General features: G+C 39.4%; 15 protein-coding genes and 1 tRNA gene. 8 read left to right on the forward strand and 8 right to left on the reverse strand.

All coding sequences use genetic code 11. From position 1 onward, the window contains the following. Positions 1-25 precede the first annotated feature (25 nt). Positions 26-97 (forward strand): hypothetical protein, encoded by a 72-nt coding sequence (locus WG954_RS21635; RefSeq protein ID WP_445298466.1) that lies wholly within the window; start codon positions 26-28, stop codon positions 95-97. Positions 98-191: 94 nt separating this feature from the next. Here WG954_RS21635 and WG954_RS10790 read toward each other — a convergent pair whose 3' ends face one another. Together WG954_RS10790 and glyA are read right to left on the reverse strand one after the other, a co-directional pair. Then, positions 192-599 carry a DUF4293 domain-containing protein gene (locus tag WG954_RS10790; protein WP_340436328.1) on the reverse strand — a complete coding sequence of 136 codons (408 nt, stop codon included), beginning with the start codon at positions 597-599 and terminating at the stop codon, positions 192-194. 23 nt (positions 600-622) lie between these two features. After that, positions 623-1,903: a serine hydroxymethyltransferase gene (glyA, locus tag WG954_RS10795; protein WP_340436330.1), complete on the reverse strand. Its 1,281-nt coding sequence runs from the start codon at positions 1,901-1,903 to the stop codon at positions 623-625. A 328-nt stretch (positions 1,904-2,231) separates the two neighbouring features. On the opposite strand from glyA, the gene WG954_RS10800 reads away from it, so the two are divergent. Continuing rightward, positions 2,232-3,224, forward strand: coding sequence for a sugar phosphate nucleotidyltransferase (locus tag WG954_RS10800; RefSeq protein ID WP_340436332.1), 993 nt, complete (start codon positions 2,232-2,234; stop codon positions 3,222-3,224). A gap of 40 nt (positions 3,225-3,264) precedes the next feature. Then, entirely contained in the window at positions 3,265-4,212 is a 948-nt protein-coding gene (locus tag WG954_RS10805; RefSeq protein ID WP_340436334.1) for an NAD(P)H-dependent flavin oxidoreductase, read from the forward strand. Here the strand turns inward: WG954_RS10805 and WG954_RS10810 are convergent. Then, complete coding sequence (locus WG954_RS10810; RefSeq protein ID WP_340436336.1) at positions 4,209-4,511, reverse strand: hypothetical protein; 303 nt, start codon at positions 4,509-4,511, stop codon at positions 4,209-4,211. The two genes, WG954_RS10805 and WG954_RS10810, sit on opposite strands and share 4 nt — an antisense overlap. Before the next feature lie 156 nt (positions 4,512-4,667). On the opposite strand from WG954_RS10810, the gene WG954_RS10815 reads away from it, so the two are divergent. Then, the gene (locus WG954_RS10815) at positions 4,668-5,063 is read left to right on the forward strand and encodes a carboxypeptidase-like regulatory domain-containing protein (RefSeq protein ID WP_340436338.1); all 396 of its coding nucleotides are present in this window, start codon (positions 4,668-4,670) and stop codon (positions 5,061-5,063) included. 65 nt (positions 5,064-5,128) lie between these two features. Here WG954_RS10815 and WG954_RS10820 read toward each other — a convergent pair whose 3' ends face one another. The 3 genes from WG954_RS10820 to WG954_RS10830 form a co-directional block, all read right to left on the reverse strand. Then, positions 5,129-6,445 carry an ABC transporter permease gene (locus tag WG954_RS10820; RefSeq protein WP_340436340.1) on the reverse strand — a complete coding sequence of 439 codons (1,317 nt, stop codon included), beginning with the start codon at positions 6,443-6,445 and terminating at the stop codon, positions 5,129-5,131. Between the two features lie 11 nt (positions 6,446-6,456). Continuing rightward, the gene (locus tag WG954_RS10825) at positions 6,457-7,392 is read right to left on the reverse strand and encodes an ABC transporter ATP-binding protein (protein ID WP_340436342.1); all 936 of its coding nucleotides are present in this window, start codon (positions 7,390-7,392) and stop codon (positions 6,457-6,459) included. 67 nt (positions 7,393-7,459) lie between these two features. Beyond that, positions 7,460-9,067 (reverse strand): NAD(P)/FAD-dependent oxidoreductase, encoded by a 1,608-nt coding sequence (locus WG954_RS10830; RefSeq protein ID WP_340436344.1) that lies wholly within the window; start codon positions 9,065-9,067, stop codon positions 7,460-7,462. A gap of 144 nt (positions 9,068-9,211) precedes the next feature. Between WG954_RS10830 and WG954_RS10835 the strand changes: the two genes are divergently transcribed. The 4 genes from WG954_RS10835 (at position 9,212) to WG954_RS10850 (ending at position 12,658) form a co-directional block, all read left to right on the forward strand. Then, positions 9,212-9,958, forward strand: coding sequence for a 5'-nucleotidase C-terminal domain-containing protein (locus tag WG954_RS10835; RefSeq protein ID WP_340436345.1), 747 nt, complete (start codon positions 9,212-9,214; stop codon positions 9,956-9,958). Next, complete coding sequence (locus WG954_RS10840; protein ID WP_340436347.1) at positions 9,948-10,880, forward strand: bifunctional metallophosphatase/5'-nucleotidase; 933 nt, start codon at positions 9,948-9,950, stop codon at positions 10,878-10,880. Before WG954_RS10835 ends, WG954_RS10840 begins: the two co-directional genes overlap by 11 nt. A gap of 138 nt (positions 10,881-11,018) precedes the next feature. Next, on the forward strand, positions 11,019-12,452 hold the full coding sequence (dnaA, locus tag WG954_RS10845; protein WP_324231080.1) for a chromosomal replication initiator protein DnaA: 1,434 nt from the start codon (positions 11,019-11,021) through the stop codon (positions 12,450-12,452). A 132-nt stretch (positions 12,453-12,584) separates the two neighbouring features. Further along, positions 12,585-12,658: transfer RNA gene (locus WG954_RS10850), tRNA-Pro, on the forward strand. A gap of 48 nt (positions 12,659-12,706) precedes the next feature. Here WG954_RS10850 and WG954_RS10855 read toward each other — a convergent pair. Together WG954_RS10855 and WG954_RS10860 are read right to left on the reverse strand one after the other, a co-directional pair. After that, on the reverse strand, positions 12,707-13,498 hold the full coding sequence (locus WG954_RS10855; RefSeq protein ID WP_340436350.1) for a response regulator transcription factor: 792 nt from the start codon (positions 13,496-13,498) through the stop codon (positions 12,707-12,709). A 33-nt stretch (positions 13,499-13,531) separates the two neighbouring features. Continuing rightward, the gene (locus tag WG954_RS10860) at positions 13,532-16,693 is read right to left on the reverse strand and encodes a ligand-binding sensor domain-containing protein (protein ID WP_340436351.1); all 3,162 of its coding nucleotides are present in this window, start codon (positions 16,691-16,693) and stop codon (positions 13,532-13,534) included. Positions 16,694-16,800 lie beyond the last annotated feature (107 nt).

Here is a 16,800-nt window from a genome sequence, read left to right on the forward strand (position 1 = left end):
AAGGATGTGGATTTGAAGAATCAAAATTAAGGGTAAGCACTTATTTAAACAACAGGATATACCCTCTGTTTTAATTAAGGGTAATAGTGCTTTTTAATTAGTATAAATACGGTTTTTTTAGAGGAATAGGCACTAAAAAAGGCCAACGTACTAAACGATTGGCCTTTCTTTATAAATAAGAAGTTGTTATCCTACCGTAGCCGATCCATACTCTTTATAAGCTTTTCGTCTTTACGAATACCTAGCAACGCAAGAATGAAAAATAAAGGTATTATAAAACTGAGGGCTGATGTTAAGGTGAAACTACCCTGTACGTAAGTTTTGGTTTGCTGAAAATAAACTGCTAGTACTACCAGTTGCAATGTAACCCCAAGAAGACTTAATCTTATTTGGAGTTTACGATTTTTATACAGGAAAATAGTGATCAATGCCAGTAAACCTACAGCTACACTCATGATCAGCAGCAAGAAGTGTGAACTGCCCGTTAACTCTTCAAAAAGATTATTGTCTTTATTACCGCTGTAAAACGAAAGTTTCAATGTTGCAAACGATGCTGCTGCTGCAAGTAATAACCAGATTGTTTGTATGCGTTGTATCATAGCAACTGTTTCAATTGTTTAAATTAGCCCAATTCAGGATATAACGGGAATTGTTCCATAAATGCATTGACTTCTTTACGGATGTCGGCAAGTATTGCTTCGTCGTCTGCATTCATCAAGCTACGATCAATTACATCAACCACAAAATCCATGTGTTCTTCTTTCATACCTCGTGATGTTATTGCAGCAACACCCGTGCGGATACCGCTTGTTACAAACGCACTCTTATCATCAAACGGAACCATGTTTTTGTTAGTTGTGATCTCAGCTTTACCTAAAACAGCTTCTGCCTTTTTACCGCTGATATTTTTATTACGCAGATCGATCAACATTAAATGGTTATCTGTGCCATTTGAGATCAATTGGTATTCTCTTTTCACAAACGATGCAGCCATCGCTTGTGCATTTACCTGCACCTGCTTTGCATATACTGTAAACTCATCGCTTAAAATTTCACCGAAGGCAACTGCTTTTGCAGCGATCACATGTTCCAATGGTCCGCCTTGCTGACCAGGGAATACGGCCATATCAAGCAGGTTACTCATCATGCGCACATTACCTTTCACATCCTTCATTCCAAATGGATTTTCAAAATCCTTGTGCATGAGAATGATACCACCACGGGGACCACGTAATGTTTTATGAGTAGTGGAAGTTACAAAGTGACAATGTTCAAACGGCGAGCTCAACAATCCTTTGGCGATTAAACCGGCAGGGTGTGCCATATCGCACAGAACAAATGCGCCAACTTCATCGGCTACTTTGCGGATGCGTGCATAATCCCAATCACGGCTGTAAGCACTGGCGCCGCAATAAATTAATTTTGGTTTGAGGGTGCGTGCTTTTTGTTCGAGTGTTTCATAATCAACCAAACCTGTTTCTTTCACTACACCATAAGAATGTGCTTCGTATAATTTACCGCTGTAGTTTACAGGTGAACCGTGGGTAAGGTGTCCGCCCATGCTTAGATCAAGCCCTAGCGTAATATCGCCGGGTTTTAAAATTGCACTTGTAACAGCAGCGTTTGCCTGTGCACCACTATGCGGTTGCACGTTGGCATATTCGCAATTGAAAATTTCTTTTAAACGATCGATGGCTAATTGCTCTGTTTGATCTACAATTTCACAACCACCATAGTAACGGCGGCCAGGGTAACCTTCTGCATATTTATTGGTGAGCACGCTACCCATGGCCTGCATTACCTGTAAAGAGGTAAAGTTTTCGGAAGCAATAAGTTCGATACCGTGACGCTGACGTTGTAATTCCTGGTTGATGAGATTGAAGATGGTTGTGTCCCTTTGCATGAGTCGTTTTGTTCGTTTTATTGAAGGATTGCTGCTACATGAACAGAACGTAGAAGCGAGCGTGGCAACAAATGCTGCAAAAAGTTACAGTTGCCGGTAACATAACACTCAACTAGTTCTGTTTGGCGGGGCAAAAATAAGCCCGTTGTAGTTGTATAAAGAACTTTACCATTGTTTTTTATGAACAGAATTTAAAGATGAGCTGGCAACGATTAATTCAAAATGTGCTACTTTAGCCGCTTCGATTTGAGACCAGGCTTACGACAGTTTGCTTTCTCCAATTAGAAATGCAGACTTACTTGGCAAATGAGACAATAGAAACGAACAAATGAAAGCAATTATTCCGGTGGCAGGTGCAGGTACAAAGCTGCGGCCACATACATATACGCAACCCAAAGCGCTCATACCCATTGCCGGCAAAACCGTTTTGAGCATTATTGTGGAGCAATTACAGGACGCTGGGGTAAACGAATTCATTTTTATTACCGGCTATCTTGGTGAAAAGATCCAGGATTATGTAAAAGAAACTTTTCCAACTATCAGCAGCACATTTGTAAATCAAAGCGAAAGGCAGGGCCTCGGTCATGCTATTATGCTCACAAAAGAAGCAGTGCAAAATGATGAGGTCATCATTGTTTTGGGCGATACGATCTGCGAATACAATATTAAAGATGTGTTGAGCAGCGACCGATCAATGCTGGCGGTGAAGAAAGTGGATGATCCCCGCAATTTTGGTGTGGCAGAGGTTGACGAAGAAGCTAAGATCATGAAAGTGGTAGAAAAACCGCAGATACCCAAAAGTAATATGGCGCTGGTTGGAATTTACAAGATCAGCAACTCAGCGATGATGTATGATTGCCTTGAAGTAAACTTTCGTGAAGGTGTGAAGAACAGGGATGAATATAGTTTAACTGATGCATTGCAATGCATGATTGAAAAAGGAGAGCCTTTTCAATCGTTCAAAGTATTGAACTGGTTCGATTGTGGTAATAAAGATTCATTACTTGAGTCGAACGCTACGTTGCTGAAGAAATTCGGCACATCTATTTCACCCGATCATCGTTTTGAAAATGTGATCCTGGTAGAACCGGTGAGCATTGGTAAAAACTGTGAAGTGCGCAATTCTATTATTGGTCCAAATGTTTCTGTTGGCGATAATACAACCATCAACTATTCCATTATCAAAGAATCGATCATTGGTTCTTATGCCGACTTGTTTGATATTGTGCTGGAAGAAAGCCTCATTGGCAGCGATACAGAAGTGAAAGGCGAAACAAGAAGTTTAAATATTGGTGATAATACAGAGATCGATCTGGGATAAATGCAATTAGCTGACTGGCTAATGTGCAAATTTTCTGATTATGTTTTCCAACCGCATCACACAACTCTTCAATATTGAAAAGCCAATCATACAAGCAGGTATGATCTGGGCAAGCGGCTGGCGTTTAGCCAGTGCAGTAAGTAATGCCGGCGGTTTGGGTATTATTGGCAGCGGCAGTATGTATCCTGATGTATTGCGTGAACATATTCAAAAATGCAAAGCAGCAACAGAAAAACCTTTTGCAGTAAATGTGCCTTTGCTTTATCCCGATATTGATCAACTCATCAATATTATAATTGAAGAAGGCGTAAAGATCGTTTTCACAAGTGCAGGTAATCCTAAATCCTGGACATCAATGTTAAAAGAAAAAGGAATTACAGTTGTACATGTGGTGAGCAGCAGCAAGTTTGCATTAAAAGCACAGGAGGCAGGATGTGATGCTGTGGTAGCTGAAGGTTTTGAAGCAGGCGGACATAACGGTCGTGAAGAAACAACAAGCATGGTGTTGATACCTGCAGTGAAGAAAGCTGTGCATATTCCGGTTATTGCTGCAGGTGGTATTGCAACTGGCCGGCAAATGCTGGCGGCAATGGTGCTTGGAGCCGAAGCGGTGCAGATTGGCAGTCGTTTTGTGGCGAGTGAAGAAGCTAGCAGTCATCTCAATTTTAAACAAGCGGTTATTAATAGCAATGAAGGCGATACCGTTCTCACATTGAAACAACTGGCACCTGTTCGACTGATCAAAAATGATTTTTACAAACAAGTACAGGAAGCAGAGCAAAGAGGCGCATCAAAAGAAGAACTCATTCAACTGCTTGGCCGTGCAAGAGCGAAGCGAGGCATGTTTGAAGGTAACCTTAATGAAGGCGAGCTTGAGATTGGACAGGTGAGTGCTTTGCTTGATGATATTTTGCCTGCCGCTGTAATTACCGAAAACATCTGGAAGGAATTCAACGAAGCGTTGGCCAATCCATTGGGTTCAGCTTAATCTATCTTGATCCTGTCTGTTTTTTCCTGCAATTCTTTCATTATCTTTTTCCGTAGTTCAAGATGTTGCTCCATCAATTCCTGCTGTTGCGGTAAGAGCAATTCTTCTTCCTGAAGAAAATCAGGAATCTCCGGAACCTCTGGTATCATTGGCAATGGACCAAATTCAACCATAGCATCAGCGTTTGTGAAATTTGATGACCATGAATGTAACAGTAAGTCTTTTTTCGCCCAGAAAAAACAAGCGCCAAGGAAAAGCACAAGTGCAAATTTTTTGAAAGTGGAATGATGATAAGGCATAAGAAATATTTTTAGCTAAATTACGATTGAATTCGTAGATTTGAAATTGAAGGAAGATTTTCAGAACAATTTAACAGACCTGATTGTCATAAAATAGATAAAAGAAATGTTATAAGTTCTGTAACTTTAAACTCTTATCATCGTAAAACTATTGTTATGAAGAAACTACTCCTCGCATCTATTCTCATGACAGGCGTTTCAATTAGTGCACAAGCAGCTGAAGATAAAGGAAATGAAACCGGCTCTGTACAAGGTGTTGTAATCGATGCCGAAACTAAAAAACCAGTAGCGAATGCTTCGTTTACTGCTTCCATTCGTAAAGCTTCTTTCCAGAAAGAAGTTACAACAGATGCAAACGGCAAGTTTAATTTAAATAATGTACCTGTTGGTGAGCATACCATTGTCATTGATAAGGTTGGCTATCGTGCTACCAAGAAAGAAACAATTCTTGTGAAGGAGGGATTGTTATTGAAAATTGAATTTGAAGTGATACCGGCAGAAGAAGAAATACATCAGCCATTCATGGCACCCATTACCATTCATTCTTTGTAAGTTTAAATAAAAAAATCCCCCGATAAACATCGGGGGATTTTTATGTCCTGTCGTTTCTGATTTTATTAAGCTTTGCGGAAAGCCCACTTGGCCATTTCTTTCAGTGTTACTTTCTTTCCATACAACAAGATACCTGTACGATAGATTTTTGCACTTAACCATGTTGTGAATAAAAAGCCGAGTATAAGCGAACCCATTGATATAGCCAATTGCCACCACGGAACTCCAAATGGAATACGTGCCATCATTACAATTGGCGAAGTAAATGGAATTATGCTTCCCCATACTGCAAGTGAGCCGGAAGGATTCTGAATGGCATTTACCATGATAAAGATGCCCAGCACAATAGGCAACGTAATAGGCAACATCAACGATTGTGCTTCCTGAGGATCTTCATTCACCACACTACCAACCGCAGCAAACAATGAAGCATAGAACAAATAACCAAACAGGAAAAAGAAGATAAAGCAAGGAATGATGAGAGCCCAGTTAGCGCTTAGTACTGTTGTTTTAGCTTCCAGTATTTTTAATGCCATGGTATTATTCTGCGCCATGGATGGCATTGATTCATTCATCTGCTTTGCCTGATCTAACACTTCAGGTGAAATAAACAAACTGCTGAGCGATGAGAGGACAAAGACAAGGATGATCCAAAGGAATAACTGTGTTAAACCAACCGCTGCAATACCTATTATCTTTCCAAGCATTAATTGAAATGGTTTTACGCTGCTCACCATTACCTCTGCAATACGGTTTGTTTTCTCCTCCATTACGCCACGCATAACAGCTGTACCATAAATAAACAATACAATATAAATGATGAAACCGCTTGCATAACCAATAGCAAGTGCAAGCATTTTGTTATCTTCTTTTATTTCTTCGCCTTTTACCTGGTAGGAGCGATAGTTGAGTGACGATGCGCTTTCACTTTGTTGTTTAATAGAATCGAGAATGCTGCGTGTTACACCACGCTCCATCAACATCCTGTTCTCATTTATTTTCTGCAGCTGATTCTTGATGGCTTCATCAGTTGCAAGCCCCAATTGTTTTTCTGTATACAAACGAACAGAATCAGCTTTTTGCGGAGTTGATGAATAAACGATCAGCAAACCTTCATAGCCTTTGTCTTGGTAATTGCTTTTTGTAACGTCAGCAGGATAGCCGTATGAAGCTGCGGAGCCATCTTTAAAATTATTCTTATATATGCCGCTTTGGTCGTCCACAGCTATTTTACGTTGTTCAGTGCTGTTTGCACCAATAAAAGCACCACCGAAGATAAGTGCAAACATCAGCAAGGGAAACAGGAAAGTAGAGAGCAGGAATGTTTTGTTACGTACCCTTGTAATGTACTCACGTTTTATAATGATCCAGATCTTATTCATATAATAGTTTATTAAGCAGTAACAGTTTCAAATTGTCTTGCAGTTGGCGTGCCTTCAATCAGCCTGATGAAAATTTCATTCAGTGAAGGAAGTATTTCATGATAAGCGACGATCATACTTTTCTGATTAATGAAATGGAGCAGAATGTCGTTTGCCTGGTAACCCTCATTGATTTTGAGCGTAAGATTATTCCCATTCTGTTTCACAATGCTGAATGATGGATGTTGCAATGTTGCAGGCAACTGATCAACTTCTGTATTAAAGATGTGTTGTTTGAACTGTTGTTTAATTTGCTTTACACTTCCATCAAGAATTTTTTGCCCTTTATTCACCAGCACAATATGATCGCAGATCTCTTCTACCTGTTCCATTCGGTGTGTACTGAAGATGATGGTTGTTCCTTTTTTTGCAAGGTTAAAGATCTCGTCTTTAATAAGGTTGCTGTTTACAGGATCCAAACCACTGAACGGTTCATCAAGGATCACCAGTTTCGGTTCGTGAAGAACTGTGGTAACAAATTGCAATTTTTGGCCCATCCCTTTTGAAAGGTCTTCCACTTTTTTATTCCACCAGCTTTCCATTTCAAACTTTTCAAACCATTGTTTAACGTTTGCAAACGCCTCCTGCTTACTCATACCTTTCAGTTGTGCGAGGTACATGGCTTGTTCGCCCACTTTCATTTTCTTATAGAGACCTCGCTCCTCGGGCATGTAGCCAATATTGATCACATCATTAACGGGATCAAATTTTTTACCGTTGAGCAGGATGTTGCCGGCGTCAGGATAAAAAATTCCTGTGATCATGCGGATAAGCGTTGTTTTACCGGCGCCGTTTGGTCCGAGCAAACCAAAAATTGATCCTTGACTGATGGTGAAGCTGATATCGTCCACCGCCTTTTGAGAAGAAAAGTATTTCTTCAGGTTTTGAACTTCTAAGATGGTACTCATATTGCAGTATTAGAGTGCAGGTTGCACAATTTGTTACAAGGTAGTATAGAAAATTTGCAGAAACTTCTTAATAAGATAAGTGGTTAACCTGCAAAGCGATCATATTAGCAATACGCTCACCATCCATGGCCGCACTCACAATTCCGCCTGCATAACCAGCTCCTTCACCACAGGGATAAAGTCCTTTTATTTGCGGATGTTGTAATGTTTCATTGTCTCTTGGAATACGAACGGGTGAAGATGTTCTCGATTCAGTAGCTACTACCACAGCTTCGTTGGTAAAATAACCACGCATTTTCTGACCGAAAGCTTTAAAGCCAAGACGGAGATCATCAAAAACAAAAGGAGGAAGAACCTGACGAAGATCAGTACTATTCAAACCGGGTAAATAAGAACAGTCGGGGAGTGAAGAGGAAGTTTTCTGATCAAACATATCAGCCATGCGCTGTGCAGGTGCCACAAACTTACCGCCACCTGCAACAAATGCTTTTTGTTCGATGGCATGTTGAAATTTCATCAGCAACAACGGATCATCCTCACTTATCTGGATTTTGTTTTTTGTTTTTTGGGTTTTGAAGTATTCCACAGCATCTTTCACTTCAATTGTTACAACCATGCCGCTGTTGGCAAATGCATTGTTTCGTTTTGACGGGCTCCATCCATTCACCACCAATTCGCCGGCCGAAGTTGCTGCCGGTGCAATAATACCACCGGGGCACATGCAAAAACTAAAAACGCCTTTCCCCTGCACCTGTTCAACCAAACTGTAAGAAGCTGGTGGAAGAAATTCATCACGAACAGGACAACGGTATTGAATAGAATCGATCAATGATTGCGGATGTTCTACCCGTACACCAAGTGCAAATGGTTTCGCTTCAATAAGAATGTTGTTTTGGTGTAAAAGTTCGAAAATATCTCTTGCACTGTGACCTGTGGCAAGGATCACTGCGTCTGCATGTATGGTTGAGCTATGGTTGATCTCAACACCTCTTATCGCATCACGTTCAAGTATAAAATTGGTAAGCTTGGTTTCAAAATGAATTTCACCACCACAACTCAGAATGAATTCCCGCATGGCCGTAATAATATGCGGCAGTTTATTGGTACCAATATGTGGGTGGCTTTGGTAGAGAATTTTTTCTTCGGCGCCAAAGCGAACAAATAGTTGAAGAATACGATCAATACTACCACGTTTGCTGCTTCGGGTGTAAAGCTTACCATCGCTGTAAGTGCCTGCACCACCTTCACCAAAGCAATAATTGCTTTCGGGGTTTACTTCTCCTTGCTTATTTAAAGCAGCAAGATCTCTTCTTCTTGCTCTAACATCTTTCCCTCTTTCAATTACAATCGGTCTAATACCCAGCTCAATTAAACGTAATGCAGCGAATAAACCCGCAGGTCCTGCTCCAACAACAATTACCTGTTTGGCTGAATTTTGTACATCCTTGAAATTAAATTCAAAAACGTCTCTCTGCTGCACAGGTTCATTCACAAAAGCCTTGACTGTGAGATTTACCCATGCTTGTTTACTTCTTGCATCGATTGATTGTTTGAGAATATAAAATCCATTTACGGAAGCCATTGGAACATTTGCAGAAAGCGCAATTTGTTCTTTTATAGAAGAAATATCAGCAGCCTGTGAAGGCAGTAAACGAAGCGAAATTTGTTGTTGCATGTGTGTCAGGCAGTTAACCTAAAAACAATAATTACCGCAAAGATAGTTGTATTTACAAAGCGTATAAATTATGCATTTCATCAATAAAAAACATTTTTTTTGTGGCTTTAAAAACAGTTATCTTTCATTAGTTACAGCAAGTACATGAGAAAGCTTACCACCCATTATATTCTTATTGTCTTATTGATTATTTCTTACTCCTGCAACCCGGTTTACAGGGCATCTTCTGTTCAGTATAAAGATTACCCAGTACAGAATCAACGGAAAGATTCTTCAGTACAAAAATTTCTTCAACCTTACGCTGATAGTGTGAACAGCAGTATGAATTTGATCATTGGTCAATTGGCTGTAGATCTTGATAAGAGACAACCGGAAGGTACTCTTGGAAATTTTATGGCCGATGCTATGAAAGTGATGGCTGAAAAATATTATAAAACAAATGTTGATGGTGCTTTCATTAATTACGGAGGTATCCGTTTAACTGGTATAAAGGCCGGAGCAATTACAAGAGGCAAGATTTTTGAATTGATGCCGTTTGATAATATTATTATACTGCAAAAATTAAAAGGAACAGTATTGCAGGAATTTCTTGATCATATTGTTGGCAGAGGAGGGTGGCCCGTAGCCGGCATAACAATGCAAATGAAAGATAAGAAGGCAGTAAATGTGATAGTTGGAGGAAAACCCCTTGATCCAAGCATGATTTACACAATAGCAAACTCTGATTATGTGGCAAATGGCGGTGATAATTGTGAAATGCTTAAAGGTATACCACAGATCAATAACGGATCACTTTTGAGAGATGGTTTGATTGAGTATGTTCAATCGCTTACGCAAAAAGGGCAAGCTGTTACTGCAACTATTCAAAACAGAGTTACCAATGCTCAGTAGAAGAAAATTTATACAACAAACATCCTTTACCACGGCTGCGTTGCTGGCAGGCAAGTTTGCAGGTGCCGAAGAAGTTACTTCACAGCGCCTGGTTATTCTTCACACAAACGATGTGCACAGCAGACTTGATCCTTTTCCTATGGATGGCAGTCGTAACGAAGGCTTGGGTGGTGTAGCAGCTAGGGCAAACCTGATCAATGAGATCAGGGCAAAAGAAGAACATGTGCTGTTGCTTGACGCAGGTGATATTTTTCAAGGCACACCTTATTTCAATTTATACAAAGGCGAACCTGAAATAATAGCTATGCAGAAGATGGGTTATGATGCCTGCACAATGGGTAATCACGATTTTGATGCAGGGCTCGAAAATTTTGCATTGCAACTTCAGCATGCAAAATTTCCTGTTTTGTTATGCAACTATGATTTTACTGCAACGCCCATGGAAAATAAATCGCTACCTTATAAAATATTTAAGAAAGGCAAATTGAAAATCGGCGTTACTGGCGTGGGAATTGAAATGAAAGGGTTGGTTCCGGATAATTTGATCGGCAACACAAAGTATCTCGATCCTGTGCAAAAGTTAAATGAAACAGCATCCATGCTCAAGCGTGAGAAAGATTGTGATATGGTGATCTGTTTGTCGCATTTAGGATATCAGTACCGTGAAAATGCAAACAAGATCTGTGATATGATTCTTGCAAAAGAAACTGAACATGTTGATCTCATCATTGGTGGTCATACACATACGTTCTTAAATGAACCTGTGTTAGTAAAGAATAAAAAAGCAGAAGATGTTTTGGTGAACCAGGTAGGTTGGGCGGGTATTCAGTTAGGCAGATTAGATTATGAATTTTTAAAATATAAAAAGAAAAATATGACAGCAGCAAAATCATTGTTGATAGGTAAAAAAACAGGTGAATAAAAAATTTTTTTTTCCACAAAAAGTGTTGATATTCGCCTTCCCCCTCAAGTTTTTTCATAATGTATTCCATTATGAAAAATTGCCAAAGAGAATAAACAGGAACATTATTAACTCATTATATAAACTGCTTTTGGAACAATGACGAAAACGGCTGATCAAGTTTGGAAAAGTTGTTTAACCATTATTAAGGATATAGTAGAGTGGCAACATTTCAAAACATGGTTTGAACCAATCAAACCGGTTGAATTAAAAAATAAGATCCTTACCATTCAAGTACCCAGCCAGTTCTTTTTTGAATACCTGGAAGAACATTATGTTACTTTACTTGCCAAAACATTGAAACGTGAATTAGGTAAAGATGCTAATCTTGAATATCGCATCATGATGGATAGTGGTAATAATAATAACCAACCCATCACAATGGATGTTCCCGGTCATGGTTATAAAACATATACAAATAACGAAATGGATTTTCCGCTAGTGATAAGTAACCCCGTCAAGAACCCGTTTGTAATACCGGGCTTGAAAAAGGTGCAGATTGATCCGCAGCTAAATCCTAACTATACGTTTGATTCATTTATTGAAGGCGATTGTAACCGTGTTGCCCGCAGAGCCGGTAAAACAGTTGCAGATAAACCCGGCGCTACTTCATTTAATCCTTTAGTGATTTATGGTGGTGTAGGTTTAGGTAAAACTCACCTTGCTCAAGCTGTAGGTAATGAAGTGAAACGTCAGCACCCCAATAAAGTGGTGTTGTATGTAAGCTCGGAGAAATTCATCAACCAGTTTGTTGATCACAGCCGCAACAATGCTATTAACGATTTCATCCATTTTTATCAATTGGTTGATGTGTTGATCATTGATGACGTGCAGTTCTTCAACCGTGCAGAAAAATCACAGGATGCTTTCTTTGCCATTTTCAATCATCTTCATCAAAGTGGTAAGCAGCTGATCCTGTCATCAGACAAACCACCAAAAGATCTCGAAGGTGTGCAGGAGCGTTTACTTAGCCGTTTCCGTTGGGGTTTGAGTGCCGATCTTCAAATGCCCGACTACGAAACACGTATCGAGATACTGGAGAAGAAAATGAAGAATGATGGATTGGATATGCATAAAGATGTGGTAAAGTATATCGCTTATAACATCAATACCAATATTCGTGAGCTCGAAGGAGCACTTATTTCATTATTGGCACAATCCTCGCTGAATAAAAAGGAGATCGATCTTGATCTTGCTAAAAAAGTGCTGAAAAACTTCGTTAAAACATCATCTAAGGAAATTACTATCGACGCCATTCAGAAAATGGTGTGCGATTACTTTGATGTGCCTTATGAAAAACTGTTACAAAAAACACGCAAGCGTGAAATTGTACAGGCCCGTCAGATTACGATGTACCTGGCAAAGACATTTACAAAGAATTCTCTTAAAACTATTGGTGAACATTTTGGAGGAAGAGACCATACAACGGTTATCCACTCCTGCCAAACAGTAAAAGACCTGATGGATACAGACAGTATGTTTAAAGAAAGTGTACTTGAGCTGCAGCAGAAAGTTCAACTGGCTGCGATGTAATTAAAACCCAAAACCAAACCCAACTCATTTGATCCCGGATTTCTTTAAGAATCCGGGATTTCTTTTGGCACTTTAGCAGAGGACAACTATTTTTGCAACCCCTTAGGGGAGTTCATCCTCCGATGAACACGGCGGGAGGTAGTTCAGCCCGGTAGAATACCTGGTTTGGGACCAGGGGGTCGCAGGTTCGAATCCTGTCCTCCCGACTTAAGAAAAAGGCAATCAAGAAATTGATTGCCTTTTTTGTTTACGCCTCATTTTGATTTATCGTCACCTTCAGATCCTTTTGGATGCTTATTTTTCTGGTATTCAGTTGGTGTCATTCCGAATTGCTTTAAAAAGATCCTGCCAAAATTTGTTTGTGAGCCAAACCCAACCATATCAGATACTTCATAGATCTTGTATTCACCAACCGACAGCAGTTCGGCAGCCTTTTTTAATCTTGTAATATTGATCAGTTCATTTGGTGTAAGATCGGTTACAGACTTGATCTTACGGAACAAACTGGTGCGTCCCATATTCATGAGCTTCGCAAGTTTGTCAACATCCAAGGCATGATCTTCAATATTGGTTTGAATAAGATGATTGAGTTTTTCAAAAAACAACTCATCAGATTTATTATGCGCAACTGATTTGAGATGAGCAAACGGAGTATTTACAAAATAGTCTCTTAACTTTTTCCGGTTGTTGAGTAAGCTTGCAACATGCGCCTGCAGATATTCCGTTTCAAACGGTTTTTCAATATAGGCATCTGCACCCAGGCTCAAGCCTTCTATTTTTGCCTGCAGTGTATTTTTTGCAGTAAGTAAAATAACCGGGATATGACTGTACTCAAAGTTTGATTTGATCTCTTTACATAATTCAAATCCATCCATTACCGGCATCATTACATCACTTATCACTAATTGAACTGCTTCAGTTGACAGAAGTTTTAACGCCTGCACACCATCCGTTGCTTTCAGCACTTCATAATGATCATGTAGTTCTTCAGCAATTACTTCCAGTAGCTCTTTGTTATCTTCCACTAAAAGAATTCTTGGTTTCATTGTTTTTGATTTGGTGATAGATTTATGAACTGTTTACGCTGAAATTTCCGAAGAGTTTATTTCATTATTGAGCGGTAATGTGAGCAAAAAACAATTCATATTCTCTGTTTGTTCATCAAGGATAAGTGAGCCACCATGCAGCTGTGTAAGCGACAGAGCCAAAGCTAAACCTATTCCGGAACCTGTTTGTGCTTCTGTTTCACTGATGCGGTAAAAAGGCTCAAATATTTTTTCTTTTAGTTCAACAGGGATCAAATAGCCATCGTTTTTAACCCTGATGCTGAATGACTGTTCATCCTTATGAAAAGGAAGTAATTCGATCATCACTTTTTTATCTGCAAATTTTAAAGCATTGCCAATAAGATTGTTGATGATCTTATTAAACGCATCCACATCAATGTTCGCAAACAATGCTTCTCCTGGTATTTGGGTTGAAAATGAAAGACCGTATTCTTCTGCGAGATCAGAAAAGTCATTACAGGCATCTTCAACAAGCTGCGTAACATTTGTGTGTACAAAGGAAAGATGGAATTTGTCAATTTCAGTTTGTCTGAAATCCAACAACTGATTAGTGAGTTCAATCAATCGATTGGTATTCCGGTTCATTATTTTCAGACTTCTTTCCAGCTCAGGAAGTGCTTCCGCTTTCCGTGTAATTCTTGAAAGGGGTACTTTAATAAGTGTAAGCGGCGTTTTAATTTCATGCGCCACGTTGGTGAAGAAATCAACTTTTGCGTCGAGCAGTTCTTTGTTCTTTATCAATCTCATTTCTAATACTTCTCGTTCTTTAGCAACTTCGAGCTTTTCAAATTTCTGTTTGTTCTTTTCTTCCATCCGTTGATGATAATAACGAATGATGAAATAAATAAGTAGCATTAGAAGAATGAAATAAGCGACGTAAGCGTAGGTACTCAACCACCATGGTGGTAATATGCGGATGATCAGATTTTTTTCAATGGGGCTTGCAATGCCATAGCTGTTCATTGCTTTTAATCTGAAATGATAGGTTCCCGTAGGTAGTTCAGCAAAATCAACTCTTCTGTTTTTTTTCAGATTCACCCAGTTGTTCGATAATTCTTCCATCTGGTAAGCATACTGGATCGTTTCTGTTGCTGTATATCCAAGTGCCGCAAAGTCAATACTGAATGTTGATTGATCATGTGTAAGTACGATCGTATCGGTATAAGTGATAGATGCTTTCAGCGGAGACCCTTTCTTACCAATACCTGTTTCCTGATTTGCAATTTCAAAATTTGTAATATAGACAGGAGGGACGAACGCCGATTGCCTGAATTCTTTCGGATGAAAACTGATAAGCCCTTTAGTGCTGCCAAAATACATGCGACCATCTTCATCTTTAAATGCAGAACTGTAATTAAACTGATCACTGATCAATCCGTTAGCTGTGGTAAAAACATCTGCTTTCCCAAGAGTTGGAACAAAACGCACAAGTCCTTTTGTAGTGCTGATCCAAAGTTCACCAGCTGTTGATTCCAGAATGGAAAACATAAAATTGCTGGGAAATCCATTGGCGGTTCCATAGCGTGTGAAATTGTTGCTTTGCTCATTCCATTTGCACAACCCCTCTTCTGTTGTAAACCACAAGTTGTTCCGGCTGTCTTTGAACACAGAATTTACACGGTCGCTGCTTAAACTGTTTGGGTCATTTTCATTGTGAAGAATAGTTCCCCTTTTACCAGTAGCCGGATTGTAAAAATGAATACCTCGTCCAAACGTTGTTGCCCAGATAGTTCCATTATCATCTTTTAGTATTCCGGTGTACCAATCCCATTCAGGGAATCCTTCAACACGTTCCAGTCGATCATTTTTTCGATCGTATCTGTAAATGCCAAGTGTTGCTCCAATTAAAATATTTTCGTGATCAATGGCATTAATACAATAAATAAAGTTGCTTGCCAAAACGCTGCCGGTACCAACCTGAAAATGTTTGAAAATTTTCCCTGTTCGCATATCCATTACATCTAAGCCATGCTCAAATGTGCCTATCCATACTTCGTTGCGTGAAACTTCCAGTCCATGCAAATTAAAAAATGAAAGACTGCCCGGTTTGCCTGTTGCTTCATAATGTGTAAACGTTCCAGTGGTAGGATTGTATTTGTTGAGTCCAGCATCTTCAGTACCTATCCAGAAGTTACCAGCACTATCTTTTTTTATTTCTCTTACAACATTTCCGCTGAGCGAATTTTCATTCTTTGCAGGGATGAATTTTGTAAAAGCTGTAACCTGTTTCGGAAAATAATTGACACCGCCAAAATAAGTTCCCACCCAAATACCCCCTTCATTATCGCTGCACATTGTTTCAACGGCATTATCAGAAAGTGAGAAGGGGTTACTGTAGTTTTTTTCTAACTGAGTACCTTTGCCTGTTTGCAGGTTGTAAACAAAAATGCCGGCTGCAGTACCAAGCCAGAATTCATTTGGTGAAACCTGCAGGATCCGTTTTACATAAAAATTAGTTTCACGTTTTAGGGTTAGTGGTAGGTCAACGTACGTTTCTTTTATCGGATCAATTAATTTAACATCAGCATTGTTCGTACCTGCCAATAATTGTCCGGTATTTGTTTGCACGATGGTTTCAATGTATTTGTATTTGGTATCGTCAGTATTTTTAAATAGTGGAATGCTGGTAAATGAACGGTTGGCGGCCTGGTATTTTTTTAATTCACCTGTAGCAGTACCAACCCATACGTTTCCATCAGCTGTAGTACATAATGCGCTTGCAATAAAGAAAGTTGGATGATCGAAATAATCAAGTGTTTTATTTGCCAATGAATACTTGCAAGCCGCAAAACCTGAGATAAACCACAAGTTACCTTTTGTATCACCGGTAAGTTTAAAAATGCTGTGTTCTTTCGTTGAGGGTAAAAGTCTGAACTCTTCTGTTTTATCAATGTATTGATACAAACCTTTGTCAGTACCTACATACATCCTTCCTTGTTTATCCTCGTATAATGATTGAATAAAGTTGTTGCCAATGCTGGTACTGTCTGCAGCATCTTTTCTGAATGTTTTAAACGAATAACCATCGAATCGGTTTAAACCATCTTTTGTTCCAAACCACATAAAGCCTCTCTTATCCTGCATGGCACAGATCACACTATTGTGCGAAAGGCCATTTTCAACCTGATAGCGTCTGAAATAATAGGATTGTCCTAGTAAAGAACAATGAAGCATTAACAGCACGCTTAAAACGCATATGGCTCTTGAAAAACGCAATTGTTTGGTTTGTTGAATGTTATCGTTGTATCAATCTGGCACCAGAGGGCCTGTGTGAAAATTGG

This window comes from Lacibacter sp. H375, from assembly GCF_037892425.1.
GTDB lineage: Bacteria > Bacteroidota > Bacteroidia > Chitinophagales > Chitinophagaceae > Lacibacter.

What these genes read in the sequence shown, in the direction of transcription:
- dnaA (WP_324231080.1), top strand. Translation starts at nt 11,019, where the DNA reads ATGACGAAAACGGCTGATCAAGTTTGGAAAAGTTGTTTAACCATTATT.
- WG954_RS10800 (WP_340436332.1), top strand. Translation starts at nt 2,232, where the DNA reads ATGAAAGCAATTATTCCGGTGGCAGGTGCAGGTACAAAGCTGCGGCCA.
- WG954_RS10815 (WP_340436338.1), top strand. Translation starts at nt 4,668, where the DNA reads ATGAAGAAACTACTCCTCGCATCTATTCTCATGACAGGCGTTTCAATT.
- WG954_RS10810 (WP_340436336.1), bottom strand. Translation starts at nt 4,511, where the DNA reads ATGCCTTATCATCATTCCACTTTCAAAAAATTTGCACTTGTGCTTTTC.
- WG954_RS10835 (WP_340436345.1), top strand. Translation starts at nt 9,212, where the DNA reads ATGAGAAAGCTTACCACCCATTATATTCTTATTGTCTTATTGATTATT.
- WG954_RS10830 (WP_340436344.1), bottom strand. Translation starts at nt 9,067, where the DNA reads ATGCAACAACAAATTTCGCTTCGTTTACTGCCTTCACAGGCTGCTGAT.
- WG954_RS10825 (WP_340436342.1), bottom strand. Translation starts at nt 7,392, where the DNA reads ATGAGTACCATCTTAGAAGTTCAAAACCTGAAGAAATACTTTTCTTCT.
- WG954_RS10860 (WP_340436351.1), bottom strand. Translation starts at nt 16,693, where the DNA reads ATGCTTCATTGTTCTTTACTAGGACAATCCTATTATTTCAGACGCTAT.
- glyA (WP_340436330.1), bottom strand. Translation starts at nt 1,903, where the DNA reads ATGCAAAGGGACACAACCATCTTCAATCTCATCAACCAGGAATTACAA.
- WG954_RS10820 (WP_340436340.1), bottom strand. Translation starts at nt 6,445, where the DNA reads ATGAATAAGATCTGGATCATTATAAAACGTGAGTACATTACAAGGGTA.
- WG954_RS10790 (WP_340436328.1), bottom strand. Translation starts at nt 599, where the DNA reads ATGATACAACGCATACAAACAATCTGGTTATTACTTGCAGCAGCAGCA.
- WG954_RS10855 (WP_340436350.1), bottom strand. Translation starts at nt 13,498, where the DNA reads ATGAAACCAAGAATTCTTTTAGTGGAAGATAACAAAGAGCTACTGGAA.
- WG954_RS10805 (WP_340436334.1), top strand. Translation starts at nt 3,265, where the DNA reads ATGTTTTCCAACCGCATCACACAACTCTTCAATATTGAAAAGCCAATC.
- WG954_RS10840 (WP_340436347.1), top strand. Translation starts at nt 9,948, where the DNA reads ATGCTCAGTAGAAGAAAATTTATACAACAAACATCCTTTACCACGGCT.